Origin of the sequence: Crossiella sp. S99.2 (assembly GCF_023094165.1) — a bacterium.
Classification (GTDB): domain Bacteria; phylum Actinomycetota; class Actinomycetes; order Mycobacteriales; family Pseudonocardiaceae; genus Crossiella.
Map to the genome: position 1 here is coordinate 950126 of NZ_JALMDK010000002.1, position 13837 is coordinate 963962.

Consider the following 13837-nt stretch of genomic DNA (forward strand, 5'->3'; position numbering starts at 1 on the left):
GACACGCCTGACCGACACGCCCGATCAGCATTCCGGCAGCAGCCAGGACAGCCACGGCGGCAGCGTCGGTTTACACGTTGTCGGCGGCGGCGGCGCGGAGGTCGTGGTGCGGGCCGGGGAGGTTGGTTTGGGTGGCTGCACCGGTGTGGTCGACGGGGGAGCGGCGGGTGGTGGCTGGGTGCTCGGCTGCTCGGAGTTGCCGGGCTCCCGGCTGCTGGTGGTCGGCTTCCGGCTGCTCGGCGTGGTCGGTTTCACCGGCGTGGTGGTGGTCGGCGTGGTGGTGCCGGGCACCGGCGGGTTCGGCGGGCGGTCCGGGTCGACCGGCCCCGGGTGCTCGCGGATGTGGATGGGCACCGTGATCGCGGCCTTCGCCTCGCCGAGGGTGCCGCTGACCTGAGCCTCGTCCTTGATCACGCCGAGCGAGGTGAGCCAGGTCCGGAACACCACCCGCTCGCCGGGCTTGAGCCTGCCGGTGCAGGTCACCACGTTGCCGTGGCCCTTGCAGTGCTTGGTCCAGGCGAAGGACACGGTGCGCTCGGGCAGCGTGATGGTCACCGCCAGCGGCGCCTCCCTGGTGCCCCGGTTGATCGCGGTGACATCCATCCGGATCGGCCACCACCAGCCGTGGTGCCAGGTCTCCGCGCGCAGTTCCAGGGCGTCGTTCTGCTTGACCCGCACGGTCACCTCGGACAGCGACAGGCTGATGGCCGCGCCCGCGTTCACGTTGCCGGTGATCCGCCCCGGCTGCACGTCCGGCCCGGCGCTGAGCCGGAACCCGAAGGTCACCGACTCACCGGGTTCCAGCCCGCGGCCGGTCACACACGAGATCCGGCCCGGACCGCTCTGACAGTTGATCCCGATGGCCTGCACAGCCTGGGCGAGCACGCCGGTGCGGGCGAAACGCTGTCCCGCGCCGGGCACCTCGGCCAGCACGCCCGGTGGCAGGTTCAGCGCCGCGGTGACCGGCTCGGACACCCCGTTGCCGCTGTTGCGCACGGTCACCGGCAGGTCCACCGGGGCGCCGCCGGGAGTGAGCTGCACCGGCTCGCTGGGCGCGGAGGCGGACAGCGAGGGGGTCGGCGCGGGCGGCGGGGGAGTGGTCGGCGGCGGCGGAGGTGGCGGCGGTGGCTGGCTCGGCTGGGAGCTGGGCGGCGGCTGGGACGGTGGAGGCGGCTGCGGGCTCGGCGGCGGGGGCTTGGGGGTTGGCTGGGGCGGGCTGGGCACCACCACCGAACTGCTCGGCGGCGGTGCGGCCACCGGCGGGTTCTGCGGGGACTCGCCCGCGGCCAGCGCGACCGCGACCGCGGCCACCACGGCCGCCGCCGAGGCCCCGGTGGCCAGGAACTGCCGGGGCACCGAACTGGCCGCGCCAGCCATGCCACCGGCACCGCCGGCCGCGGCGCCCGCGGTGACCGCGACCGCGGCCACGCCCGCCGCCTTGGCCGCGGTGGCCGAGAGCGCCAGGTAGGCGGTGACCGCGCCGCCGAGCACCAGCGGGGCGATGAACACCCGCATGGCCCCGTTCACATCGTGCAGCTCCGCGGCCAGTGCCCGGCAGTTCGCGCAGGTGTCCAGGTGCACCTCGACCTGCGCGGTCTCCCGCTTGGACAGGCCGTCGCGGGTCCACGCGCCGAGCCGGTCCACGGTGGCCCGGCACTGCTCCTCGGCCACCGAGTCCAGGTGCACCTGGAGGTAGGCCTGGCGCAGGCCCTCGCGGGCCCGGTAGGCCAGCGCGGAGACGCCGTTGGCGGTCAGCCCCAGGATCGGCGCGATCTCGGCCGGGGACTGCTGTTCGACCTCGGTGTGCCACAGCACGGCCTGCCAGCGCTCGGGCAGCCGGGCGAAGGCCTTGGCGGCCAGGGTCTTCTCCAGACCGGCGACCGCGGTGTCGGTGAAGGGCACGCCGGAGTCGAAGGCGGCCACATCATCGGAGACCTGGACCTTCTTCTCCCGGCGGGACCGGTCGTAGGCGTTGTGCCGCAACGCGGTCAGCAGGTAGGCGCGGAAGGCCGCGTCCGGGCCCTTGCCGGCCCGCAGCGTGTCCAGGACCTTGGCGAAGGCATCCGACACCAGGTCGTCGGCCTCCCCCGGCGAGCGGGACATCTGGCGGGCCAGGTTGTAGGCCGCCGACACATGCCGCTCGTACAACAGGGCGTAGGAGTCCATCGAACCCGAGCGCACCGAGTCGATCAGCTCCGCGTCGCTGGGACCCTGGACCTCGTCCTGAACTGTTGCCACGCCCGTCCTCCATGTGTGGCGCACGACATCGCACCGGCTGTTCCGATATCGCCCACCTGGTGTGCTCGCTCAGTGTGACGGAACGGTTTGTGCTTCGTCACCTCGAACGGCGTCACGAAGAGGTGTCTGGCGCGTCACCGCATCGGAGCAGAACCAGGGGCCTTTCGAGAAGGAGACCGATCGAGCGTGAGTGTGCGTGAGGTGGCGCCCCGGCCCAGCCGCGGTGGCAGCGACGCGGACCTGCGTGCATTGCGCTCGCGGTGGCGGACCGCGAGCCTGGCCGCCGGCTGGCCGTTCCCCGCTGACTGGACCCTGCCCGAGGTGGACGCGGTCTGCCGGGCCGTGGTCGAGCCGGGAGATGTGGCATCCGCGCTGATCAGGCTGGGGCACCGGCGGGCAGAAGCCGGGGCCAGCCTGGCCGAGACGCTGCAGGACCTGGCCGCGCTGCACGCGGTGCTGGAGGCCCCGGACGGCCGGGACGGCATCGTCTCCGCCGACCCGGACGCGGTGCCCGCGCGACTGCTGCGGGTGGTCGCGCTGGGCTGGGCCGAGGAGATGTCCGGCCGGGTCACCTCGGCCGAGGCCACCGACGGGCTCACCGGCCTCGCCACCGCCTCCTACCTGCGCACACGGCTGCGCGAGGTCTATCACGAGGCCACCGCGGCGGGGGAGCGGACCGAGGACCGGCACGTGCTGGCCATGGTCGGCATCGACCTGAGCCAGGCCACCGGCTGGTCCCGGGTGGTGGCCATGGTGCTGGTCGCCGACGTGCTACGCCTGGTGTTCAACCGGGGCGAGACTCTGGCGGTCGTGGGTCCCTCGGTCGGAGCAGTGCTCACTCGACGTGATCAAAGATTGCCTTTGCGACTGGCCACCGCCCGCTGGTTGGTGGAGCAACGGTTGGCGGCCGACCCGGATCTGGAGGGCAACGTGCCGTTGCGGGTGTGGCTGGAGGCGCTGCCGCCCACCCATCAGGCCGCCTGCGACCTCGTCAACGACCTCGGTCGCGGCTGACCTGCGCCGCTGCACTAGGCTGACCTGCCCGTGGACCCCCGAACCGGCACCCCAGTAGTTGGCATGGTCGGCGGCGGACAGCTCGCGCGGATGACTCACCAGGCGGCGATCGCCCTCGGTCAGTCGTTGCGGGTGCTCGCCGTCTCCGAGGCCGATCCCGCCGCGCTTGTCGCGCGGGACGTGCAGATCGGCACGCACACCGATCTTGAGGCCCTGCGTCGTTTCGCCAAGGGCTGCGAGGTGCTGACCTTCGACCACGAGCACGTGCCTGCCGAGCACCTGCACGCCCTGGTCGCCGAGGACGTCACCGTGCACCCCGGCCCGGACGCGCTGATCTACGCCCAGGACAAGCTCAAAATGCGGGTCAAACTGCGTGAGCTGGACGTCCCGGTGCCGCCGTTCACCGAGGTCACCGAGGTGGCCCAGGTGCTGCGCTTCGGCGCCGAGCACGGCTGGCCGTGTGTGCTCAAGGCCGTCCGCGGCGGCTACGACGGGCGCGGGGTGTGGATGCTCAACACCCCGCAGAGCGCCGAGCGCACCGTGCCCGAACTGCTGGCCGCCGGCACCCCGCTGATGGTCGAGCAGTGCGTGCCGATGCGCCGCGAGCTGGCCGCGCTGATCGCGCGCTCGCCGTTCGGCCAGGGCGCGGCCTGGCCGGTGGTGCAGACCGTGCAGTCCGACGGCATCTGCGTCGAGGTGCTCGCCCCCGCCCCCGACCTGTCCGAGGCACTGGCCCAGCAGGCCCAGGAGCTGGCACTGCGGATCGCGGCCGAGCTGGGCGTGGTCGGCGTGCTCGCGGTGGAGCTGTTCGAGACCGCGGACGGCGTGCTGGTCAACGAGCTGGCCATGCGCCCGCACAACTCCGGCCACTGGACCATGGACGGGGCCGGGACCTCCCAGTTCGAGCAGCACGTGCGCGCCGTGCTGGACTACCCGCTGGGCCTGACCGATCTGAAGGCCCCCGCGGTGGTGATGGCCAACGTGCTGGGCGCCCCCGCGCCGCCGAAGATGGGCGTGGACGAGCGGATCCACCACCTGTTCGCCCGGTTCCCGGAGGCGCGGGTGCACCTCTACGGCAAGGCGGAGCGGCCCGGTCGCAAGGTCGGGCACGTGAACGTGCTCGGCCAGGACCTGGCCGAGACGCGCAGGCGGGCCACGCTGGCCGCGCACTGGCTCGCGCACGGCGAGTGGACCGACGGATACGACGTGCACGGAGGGAACTGACGTGGCACCGCAGGTTGGCGTGATCATGGGAAGCGATTCGGACTGGCCGGTCATGCAGGCCGCCGCCGAGGCGCTCACCGAGTTCGAGGTGGCCCACGAGATCAGCGTCGTCTCGGCGCACCGCACCCCGCAGCGCATGCTCGACTACGCCCGCGACGCGGCGGGCCGCGGCCTCAAGGTGATCATCGCCGGCGCCGGCGGCGCGGCGCACCTGCCCGGCATGGTCGCCTCGGCCACCGCACTGCCGGTGATCGGCGTGCCGGTGCCGCTGAAGTACCTGGACGGCATGGACTCGCTGCTCTCCATCGTGCAGATGCCCGCGGGCATCCCGGTGGCCACCGTGTCGGTGGCCGGCGCGCGCAACGCGGGCCTGCTCGCGGTGCGCATCCTGGCCGCGCACGACGAGTCGCTGCGGGTCCGGGTGGAGAAGTTCCAGGCCGACCTGGCAGCCATGGTGCTGGACAAGGACGCCAAGCTGCGGGAGCGGATCGCTCAGGGCTGAGCCACTCAGGGTTCGTAGGTGGCGAACTCCGTCAGCAGGGCCTCCTGCTGACGGAGCGCGGCCGAGGCGGCCTCCCCGCGTTCCACCGCCACCGCCGTGGCCAGCGCCTGCACCAGGCTGGTCAGCGCGGTCACCGAGCGCAGCAGCCCCGCCCCGGCCATATCGGCCAGGAACACCGCGTCGGCCAGTCCCGCCAGCGGGGAGGCGGCGGTGTCGGTGAAAGCCACCGTGGTGGCGCCGACGGCCTTGGCGTGCCGGACCGCGCGCACCGTGTCCGCGGCGTAGCGGCGCAGCGAGACCGCGATGAAGACGTCCCGGGGGTCCAGTCGCCGTAGTTTGTCGGTGAGCGTGCCCGGCCCGGGGGTGACCAGCGTGACGTCCTGGCACACCAGATCCAGCTGGTAACCCAGCAGGTAGGCCACGGTGTGCGATTTGCGCAGTCCCATCACGTGCACCCGCCGCGCCTGCGCGATCGAGCCCACCGCCAGCCGCCAGGCCGCCGGATCGACCTGGGCGAAGGTGCGGGCCAGGTTCTGCCGGTCCAGTTCGGCCGCGCGTTCCAGCACGCTGTCCCCGTCCAGCGCGTCGAACCGGCGGACCAGCTGGGCCTGCCCGGACAGGTGCGCCCGGCACAGTTTCACCAGCGCCGGATAACCGGAAAGCCCGCACCGCTGGGCGAAGCGCACCACGGTCCCCTCGGTCACCCCCACCGCCCCGGCCAGCTCGGCCGCGGTCTGGAAGGCCACGCCCTCGGGGTCGGCGAGCACCCGCTCGGCCAGCGCGCGCTGGGCCGGGCTCAACTCGGCGGTGCGCAGCAAAGAGGTCAGTTCAGCGAAGGTCTCCATGGCCCTTTCCGGTCAGTTCCGCGACGGCCGTGCCCAGCCGTGCCAGTGCTTCGGCGATCCAGGGCAGTCGCGCCGGATCGGTGCTGCGCAACGCGGTCCAGCGCTGCTCGTCGGTGTCGCCGTAGAGCAGGCTGGTGGCCAGCCGGAACCGCAGCCCCCGCGGGTCGTCACCGAAGGCCGAGCCGGGCAGCACGCCGATCCGGTACCGCGTCAACAGGAGTTCGGCCAGATCCACCGCGCTGTCCACGCCGCCCTGACCCCCGCCCAGCCCGGTCCCGCGGCCCGCCGTGCCCCGGTCCCCCGCGCTGCCCGCATGTCCTCGTGCCGCTTCCAGAGCCGGGTAAAGGTAGAAACCCCCGCCCGGCGCGGGACAGCCGGCCCCCGCCGCGAGCACCGTCTCGTAGGCCGCCCGCACCACCGCCCGGTGCAGCCCCAGCCCGGCCGCGACGAAGGCTCGCACCGGTTCCGGCTCCGCCAGCACGTAGGCCGCCGCGACCTGCACCGGCGTGCTCGGGTTCGACCAGATCTCACTGGCCACCCCGATCAGCGCGGCGGTCAGCCCGGCGTTCGGCAGCCGGCAGACCCCGAGTCGCCAGCCGCCCAGCGCGGTCGCCTTGCTCAGCCCGGTGGTCACCACGGTCCGCTCCGGGATGATCTCCGCGGGGCTGAGCACCGAACCCGGCTCGTGCGCGAGATCCCGGTAGATCTCATCGGAGATCACCATCAGCCCGTGCTCGGCCGCGATCTCGCACACCGCCCGGATCGTCCCGGCCCCGGCCAGCGCCCCGGTCGGGTTGTCCGGCAACGTCAGCACCAGCACCCCGGGCCGCAACCCGCGGGCCCGCGCCGCTGCCAGGGCCGGTCCCAGCAGCGCCGGGTCCGGCACACCGCCCGAGCCCTCGGGCACCGGCACCCACACGACTTCCTTGCCCAGCAACGAAGCCTGCGCCGCGTAGCTCACCCAGCTGGGCCGCGGCAGCACCACATCGCCGGGCAGCACCGACAGCAACGCGTGCAGCAGCGGTTTGCTGCCCGGCCCGGCCACGACCTGGCCGGGCGCGGTGGGCAGACCGCGGCGGTCGAAGTACCCGGCCGCGGCGGCGCGGAGTTCGGGGAGGCCCGCGGTGGGGCCGTAGGAGTTGCGCCCGGCGGCCGCGGCGAGTGCGGCGGCGATCTCCGGCGCGACCGGCAACCCGGCCTCCCCGAAGGCCAGGTGGGTCACTGGCACGCCACTGGCGCGCAGGGCCTGGATGCGTTCGTTGGTGGCGAGCGTCGCGGACTGGGTCAGCATGGCCAGCACGCTACAAAGATAGCTGAGGATTCAGTGGATCCTGCAAGTTCTCTTGCATTCAGGGTGGGCGAGGGCACAGGGCGCGCGGGGTGAACGGGGGTTAACATGCTCGACAGCGACGCTGCTACTCGGAGGTAACATACCGTGGACTCGAGCTTCGGCACCTACCAGCTGGCCGAGGAGCATGACGCGCTCCGCGAAGCGGTGCGGGCCTTGGCGGACAAGGAGATCGCGCCCTACGCGGCCGCGGTCGACGAGGACGAGCGCTACCCGATCGAGGCGCACGAAGCCCTGGTGAAGGCCGGTTTCGCCGCCGTGCACGTGCCCGAGGCCTACGACGGCCAGGGCGCCGACTCGGTCGCCACCTGCATCGTCATCGAAGAGGTCGCCCGCGCCTGCGCCTCCTCCTCGCTGATCCCCGCGGTGAACAAGCTCGGCACCATGCCGATCCTGCTGTCCGCGTCGGAGGACCTGAAGAAGCAGGTCATGCCCAGCATCGCCAGTGGCGAGGCCAGCGCCAGCTACGCGCTGAGCGAGCGCGAGGCCGGTTCGGACGCGGCAGGCATGCGCACCCGCGCCCGCCTGGACGGCGACAACTGGGTCATCAACGGCACCAAGTGCTGGATCACCAACGCGGCCAAGTCCACCTGGTTCACCGTCATGGCGGTCACCGAACCGGGCAAGGGCGCCAACGGCATCTCCGCGTTCGTGGTGCACAAGGACGACCCCGGCTTCGAGGTCGGCCCGAAGGAGCGCAAGCTCGGCATCAAGGGCTCACCCACCAACGAGATCTACTTCACCGACTGCACCATCCCCGCCGACCGCATCATCGGCGACCCCGGCACCGGCTTCAAAACCGCCCTGCGCACCCTGGACCACACCCGCCCGACCATCGGCGCCCAGGCCGTCGGCATCGCCCAGGGCGCGCTGGACGCGGCGCTGGGTTATGTCAAGGAGCGCAAGCAGTTCGGCAAGTCCATCAGCGACTTCCAGGGCGTCCAGTTCATGCTCGCCGACATGGCCATGAAGGTCGAAGCCGCCCGCCACATGGTCTACGTCGCCGCCGCCCGCGCCGAACGCGGCGAACCCAATCTCGGCTTCATCTCCGCAGCCGCCAAGTGCTTCGCCAGCGACGTCGCCATGGAGGTCACCACCGACGCGGTGCAGCTCTTCGGCGGCGCGGGGTACACCAGGGACTTCCCGGTGGAGCGGATGATGCGCGACGCCAAGATCACCCAGATCTACGAGGGCACCAACCAGATCCAGCGGGTCGTGATGTCCCGGGCGCTGCTCAAGGGCTAGATCAACGATCTTGACCCGGCCTGGGGACGGCTTGATTTCCATGATCAGGCCGCCTCCAGGCCGTCAGTCGCCCACAGGCCGAACACGCCGTCCACGGCCAGCCGGGCGCGCTCGAAGCTGGATGGCATCAGGTGCGTGTACGTCCGCAGCGTGAAGCCGGGATCGGAGTGCCCCAGGTACTCAGCCAGTTCCTTGATCGACACGCCCTGGGACAGCAGCAGCGAGGCGAAGAAGTGCCGCAGCGCGTGCATGCCGTCGGCCCGCTTCCGGTACTCCAGTCCGGCCTCCCGGAATCCGCCAAGCCACACCACCTTGTGGAACAGGTCGCCCGAGTAGAGGCGTCCGCCTTCGCCAGCCACCAGCAGTCGCACTGTGACCGGTTCACCGCCGGGTTCTCGCCACGGCAACGTGATTTCGACCGCGGGGAAGTCCTGCTCATGCCGGTCGATATCGCCCAGCACCGAAGACGACAGTGGAACGCGCCGGATCTTGCCGCCCTTGGGTGGCGCGAACACGAGAGTTCCGCGCACGGTTCGGATCTGACGCCGAACGTGCAGTAGTTGTGCTGCCCGGTCCACATCATCTGGCGACACACCGAGAATTTCGCCTTGGCGCAGCCCGCAGCCGCCTCCAAGCGGGCAGATGATCTTAAAACGCGGAGCCAGCCCGCCCCGGACCTTGGACAGCCGTTCTGTCGGCCAGACCACGATCTCCGGACTCACACCGATGGGCTTCTTGATGCTCTTGGTCTTGCACGGGTTGACCGTGATCAGCTTGTCTTCAACCGCCGAATCCAGCACCGAGGACAACACGGTGAACAACACCGCCTTGTAGTTCTCGCTCAGCTTCAGGTCATCCAACCGGCCAAGCCAGTCCCGCACGGTTGACGGCTTGACGGCACTGACTGACAGATCACCGAACACCGGGTAGATCTGACTGTCCAACCGACTGTGCAGGATTACCCGGGTTGCCGCATCCGACGACTGACCCTTGATCCAGCTCTCCGCCTGCTTCCGGAACTTGATCTGACCTGCACGCGGATCGACGTACTTGCCCTCTCGTTTGGTCGACTCCACCTCAATCAGGAAATCGTCCGCCTGTCGCTTACACCTGTCCGGGAAGCTCCGCGACCGCTCGTCACCATTCGGGTCCAGGAAACGGACTCGATACCGCATTCCCTTCCCGTGCAGGTCGGTCTTCACTCGGGTCGTCTTTTTGGACTCGGGATCTTTGACGCTTTTCCACCAGCGATCTTCGACGTGCGCCATCGTTCGTGCCTTCCTGTGTGGTGTTGCCGAAAGATTCAGGCCGCGTCGTCAGCGGCCACCCATGCCCTGATCACGGCGGGATCGAAACGCAGGTGCCGCCCGACTTTCCGCCCGCGTGGTCCGGTGCCCTTCCACCGCCACTGATAGAGGGTCTTAAGCGGCACACCGAGGAACCCCGCCGTTTCCTCAGCGGTCCACAGCCGGTCGATTGACCTGACGTTGTCCATAGCTCCCCCTCACGCCGCTTGACCGGTTGCCGAAAGATCCGGCGGTGTCGGTGGGTCGCCCCCGCTGGCCGCCAGCAAGGCGGTCTTGTACTGGGCCTTCCACCTCAGCCGTTCCGCGACCGCGTGCATGAGCAGGTGCGCGCGAGGAGGCACATCCGCATCACCGGGTGCGACCTTCTGCCACACCACCGAGCCCGTGTTGCCCCGGTCGGTCTCCGGGGTGATGCCGACGTCGGTGAGCAGTTGCCGAACAAACTGGGTCCGGTCATGCCGGTGATCCGCCAGGGACTTGCCCGACCACTTCCGCGACACCAGGACCCGCCGACCTGGCAGGCCGAGGGTGGACCGGCGGTGCGCCTTTCCCTTGCAGCGCCCCGCAACCAGGCTCATCCGCGCTCCAGCCGGTTGGATGCCATAGCACAGCCACACCGCGCAGCGGGGCGAGCACGGGGTGACCGTCAGTTCCTCATGCAGCCGGTCAGCGTGCCGCCGCTGACGTTCGGTCTTCTCCTCGTGGCACTCGCTGATCGACTTGGTGAGGTACTTGGTCAGGTAGCCGATGTGCCGCCCGGACTCCTCGGTGCCGCCGAGGATGCCCTTGGAGTGCACCTGTGCCCCGAACCGCACCACATGCGCCGGAGTGTCGTCCTCAGCCCCGGGCAGGACCTGTTCCCAGGTCGGCAGCGCTTCCCGGCTAACCGGGTCGACGAAGCCCTTGGCGCGGTCACACCACACAGGCACCGTCTCGCCGGGGTAGACCAGCTCGTCATGCCGGGGCCACCACACCTGGTGATAGGTCCCCGCGGTCACGAGGCGCACCAGCTCATGCGGGATGGCACCGCGGAGTGCGGCATGCCAGTGCGGCGCCAGCCTGCGCTGGGGTTCCACGGTGGAGAAGTACTGCACCTCATAGCCGACCGCCCGGCGCAGGTTCTGCACCCACCGGTCCAACAGGGCGGCGAAGTGCACCGCGTCGCGGGCGGCCCGCCGGTAGTCATAGCCGTCGGGGTTGACCGGGGTGCCGTCATCGTGGACCCGCCCATAGGAATCCAGGGTCAGGGTCAGGAACATCGACGGGCGGAACCGTCCGGCGTACTCGCGGCCGAGGGTGTGCTTGGCGACCTTGCGCCGGGGCAGCTCTGGCAGGTCCTGCTTGCGCCGGGTGGAGCGCTTGACCGGCTTGGCGGCCGGGGCGTCCAGGGCCGGGAGCTTGCCCCGCACCCCACCTTCCCGCAGCTCCACATCCACCGCCGTGACGGCTTCCCGGAGATCCTCCATTCCGGACTCGTCGCCCTGCGCCCGCGCGTTCTGGTAGTCCGCCCACAGGGTGGAGCGCAGCTCTGTCAGCGCCGCCTGATCCGAGGTGGGTTCGGCCGGGGTGAAGTCGGGTTCGTCATCGAGGTGCCAGCCTTCCCGGCACTGGGCCATGCGCAGCTTGCGGGCCTTGTCCGCGCACGGGGCACACACGGAGGCCACGGTGGAGCCGCAGGCGACCGGCAGGACATCGACGCGGCCGGTGGCGTAGTCCAACCTGCGTTGTGCCAGCGGCCGGACACAGACGCCGTTGGTCTCAGCCAGCGAGCGCACCACATCTAGGGCTAGGGGTTGGCGCATGCGGTCAGCGCGGGTGATATGCAGGCCTTCGGCCGGCATACGCTCACCAGCCTGGGTCACGTGTCCGGTCATCACCATTCACCCCCGCACGGGGTGAAGGCCACGGCCAGGCCGCAGCCGGGGCAGTGCCCGTAGGCGCAGTCATCCTCAGCCCGGGTCCGCGTCCGGCAGCCACACCACAGGTCATGCAGCCATCCCGGCATCCCGGGGACACCATCGACCAGCCTGGGCACCGTCTCGGGTCGGGGTGGGATCACGTTGTGCCGCAACACCTCCAGTGCCCGAGCGATCCGGGCTTGCTGGTCGCGGGAGAGTCGCCGGGTCATGCCGCCACCTCCCCGTCAACGTCATAGCCGCCGCCGGGGAAGGGCAGGACTTCGGCATGGACCACGTCGCGGCCGGTGACGTAGTCGACCAGCCGGGCCAGATCCGCATCGGTGACGTGGAAAGCCCGTGCCCGCAACGGTTCCCGCCGATCATCGACCTTGACCCAGGTCACACCCGGGGTGGCTTCGCTGATCTCGTGAGCCGCCGCACCGCGTTGCCGCACACCCTCCCCCAGCACCATGTCCACCTGGGCCGCCTCATCCAGCCGGAGGGCGACCTTGGTCCCGAACAAGTGCCGGAAGGACACGATCTCTTTGCGGGGGTCCTGGACCAGGCCCACGATGGCGAAGCCGGGGGCGCGGCCCTGGGATGCGATGGTCTGCACCGCCCGCGCCGCCCGTTCCCGCAACGCCTTGTCGCTCTGGTAGGCGATCACGTCGGCCAACTCATCGATCACCAGCACCGTGAACGGCTCCCCGGTGCCGGGCTTGAAGCGCCGCAACAGAACCCGGTACCGCTCGGCACGTTCCTTGAGTTCGGCGGCCAGGGCTTCCAGCAGCTCCACCGCTTCCACACCATTCGTGTAGGCGAGGCGATGGAACAACTCCGGTGCCTGCCCGAGTTCCATGCCGCCCTTGGGATCGATGCCCACCAGGCGGACCAGCCCAGCCTTCACCGCCGGGGCCAGTGCCCAGATCAGCGACCACATGACCGAGCCCTTGCCCGCGCCGGGCGAACCCACCACGAGGATGTGGTTTCCCTGTAGCCGCAACGTGAACGGCCGAGAAGTCTCCGTGCGACCGATCACCAGACGCTTGAGGTCAACCGCGGAATCCCGGGCGGCCAGGGAAGGAACTGGGATCGGCCGGATGAGCGGGTCACGGTGGACCAGGTCCAGTTCCAGGCGTCCGGGCTTGCGGACCCGCACCCGGCAGGCGGTCGCCCCGAAAGCATGCGCCAGCCCAGAGGCCCGTAGCTCCCACGCTTCGGGGGCCTGGCCCTTGACCATGCGCACCCGGACCCGGTCCCGCCAGCCGTCGGCCCGGACGCGGCCGAGCTTGGGCCGGTACTCCGCACCCCGCATGGTCTTGGTCAGGTCGGCCAGGCGCATGACCGAGCGCCACTGCCAGCCATACACCGTGCCGCGCCGCCACTCCGTGCGGACCTGCGACCAGCAGAACCGCACGAACGACGCACGGTGACCCCACGCCCACCAGCCGAGCCCAATCCCCGCCACGGCGGCCAGGAAGGCGAGGTTGCGTCCGCCGAGCTGGACGTAGCCGGTCCAGCCGAGTAGCGGCAGGAACAGCGCCACCGGGTAGCGCACCGCCAGCCGGGCCGCCCGGATGATCAGCCATCCGGCCGACCACACCAGGGCGACCGGCAGAAGGGTGAGCTTGGCCCAGGTCGGCAACAGGGTCCACCAGGGCAGCCGGGGCCGGGCGATCTCCAGGGCCGCCGGTTCGGCCAAAGGCTTACGGGAGAAGGCCATCACCGCTCACCCCGCTCAATGCAGGTGATGCAGCGGAAGACCTGCGAGCCACCAACGACCCGTCCGGCAGGCACGAAAGCAGCCGTGCCGATCCCACACGGGTGGTTGCACCCGAGGCAGGTCAACCCGTCCGCTTGGGCTTCGGTGAGCTTCATCCGCTGCACCGCAGCCCCGTCCAGTGCGACCGGGTAGATGCCGATGGTTTGCAGCCGGGCCAGCAGGCTCGACCACACCCGAGCCCGGGAGAACCGCACCCGCCGGGGCCGGGACTCATCCTCGGTCGCGGCATTGATCACCTCGGTGAAGTCCAGGGGCAACCAACCCTCACAGACTCCACACCGGTGATCTCCAGGCAACATGCGGGCGAACTTCCCGCAGGTGGAGCACCGGCGCTGACCTTTTCGGGGGACCCCGCCTAGCGGTGGGGTTCTGTCACGTCCTACAGTCATTCTTGTTCACTTCCCGTGGTTGTGGACGGCACAAGAGCGGCGAG

13 protein-coding genes are annotated in these 13837 nt (G+C 70.6%); 4 read left to right on the forward strand and 9 right to left on the reverse strand.

All coding sequences use genetic code 11. The features are described from left to right. Positions 1-24: 24 nt before the first annotated feature. Positions 25-2238 carry a sigma-70 family RNA polymerase sigma factor gene (locus MZC64_RS11050; RefSeq protein WP_247763340.1) on the reverse strand — a complete coding sequence of 738 codons (2214 nt, stop codon included), beginning with the start codon at positions 2236-2238 and terminating at the stop codon, positions 25-27. A gap of 186 nt (positions 2239-2424) precedes the next feature. Here MZC64_RS11050 and MZC64_RS11055 point away from each other — a divergent pair, with 186 nt between their 5' ends. The 3 genes from MZC64_RS11055 to purE are packed head-to-tail and all read left to right on the forward strand — an operon-like array spanning position 2425 to position 4978. After that, entirely contained in the window at positions 2425-3252 is an 828-nt protein-coding gene (locus MZC64_RS11055; RefSeq protein ID WP_247763341.1) for a GGDEF domain-containing protein, read from the forward strand. A 30-nt stretch (positions 3253-3282) separates the two neighbouring features. Continuing rightward, positions 3283-4476: a 5-(carboxyamino)imidazole ribonucleotide synthase gene (locus MZC64_RS11060; protein ID WP_247763342.1), complete on the forward strand. Its 1194-nt coding sequence runs from the start codon at positions 3283-3285 to the stop codon at positions 4474-4476. A gap of 1 nt (position 4477) precedes the next feature. Beyond that, entirely contained in the window at positions 4478-4978 is a 501-nt protein-coding gene (gene purE / locus MZC64_RS11065; protein ID WP_247763343.1) for a 5-(carboxyamino)imidazole ribonucleotide mutase, read from the forward strand. Positions 4979-4983: 5 nt separating this feature from the next. Here the strand turns inward: purE and MZC64_RS11070 are convergent, their stop codons facing one another. Together MZC64_RS11070 and MZC64_RS11075 are read right to left on the reverse strand one after the other, a co-directional pair. Continuing rightward, positions 4984-5823 carry a MurR/RpiR family transcriptional regulator gene (locus MZC64_RS11070; RefSeq protein ID WP_247763344.1) on the reverse strand — a complete coding sequence of 280 codons (840 nt, stop codon included), beginning with the start codon at positions 5821-5823 and terminating at the stop codon, positions 4984-4986. After that, positions 5807-7114 (reverse strand): pyridoxal phosphate-dependent aminotransferase, encoded by a 1308-nt coding sequence (locus MZC64_RS11075; RefSeq protein ID WP_247763388.1) that lies wholly within the window; start codon positions 7112-7114, stop codon positions 5807-5809. The genes MZC64_RS11070 and MZC64_RS11075 overlap by 17 nt, the downstream gene beginning before the upstream one ends. Positions 7115-7258: 144 nt before the next feature. On the opposite strand from MZC64_RS11075, the gene MZC64_RS11080 reads away from it, so the two are divergent. Further along, a complete protein-coding gene (locus MZC64_RS11080) occupies positions 7259-8416 on the forward strand; it encodes an acyl-CoA dehydrogenase family protein (RefSeq protein WP_247763345.1) in 1158 nt (385 codons plus the stop codon). A 44-nt stretch (positions 8417-8460) separates the two neighbouring features. On the opposite strand, the gene MZC64_RS11085 is transcribed toward MZC64_RS11080, so the two are convergent. Genes MZC64_RS11085 through MZC64_RS11110 form a run of 6 tightly spaced genes read right to left on the reverse strand, consistent with a single transcriptional unit; the run spans position 8461 to position 13661 of the window. Continuing rightward, the gene (locus MZC64_RS11085) at positions 8461-9684 is read right to left on the reverse strand and encodes a tyrosine-type recombinase/integrase (RefSeq protein WP_247763346.1); all 1224 of its coding nucleotides are present in this window, start codon (positions 9682-9684) and stop codon (positions 8461-8463) included. A 35-nt stretch (positions 9685-9719) separates the two neighbouring features. Further along, complete coding sequence (locus MZC64_RS11090; RefSeq protein ID WP_247763347.1) at positions 9720-9911, reverse strand: AlpA family transcriptional regulator; 192 nt, start codon at positions 9909-9911, stop codon at positions 9720-9722. 9 nt (positions 9912-9920) lie between these two features. Continuing rightward, on the reverse strand, positions 9921-11597 hold the full coding sequence (locus MZC64_RS11095; protein ID WP_247763348.1) for a replication initiator: 1677 nt from the start codon (positions 11595-11597) through the stop codon (positions 9921-9923). Beyond that, positions 11597-11851, reverse strand: a complete 255-nt coding sequence (locus tag MZC64_RS11100; RefSeq protein ID WP_247763349.1) for a hypothetical protein — start codon at positions 11849-11851, stop codon at positions 11597-11599. Before MZC64_RS11100 ends, MZC64_RS11095 begins: the two co-directional genes overlap by 1 nt. Then, a complete protein-coding gene (locus tag MZC64_RS11105; protein ID WP_247763350.1) occupies positions 11848-13344 on the reverse strand; it encodes an FtsK/SpoIIIE domain-containing protein in 1497 nt (498 codons plus the stop codon). Before MZC64_RS11105 ends, MZC64_RS11100 begins: the two co-directional genes overlap by 4 nt. Next, entirely contained in the window at positions 13344-13661 is a 318-nt protein-coding gene (locus MZC64_RS11110; RefSeq protein WP_247763351.1) for a hypothetical protein, read from the reverse strand. Before MZC64_RS11110 ends, MZC64_RS11105 begins: the two co-directional genes overlap by 1 nt. Positions 13662-13837: the final 176 nt, after the last annotated feature.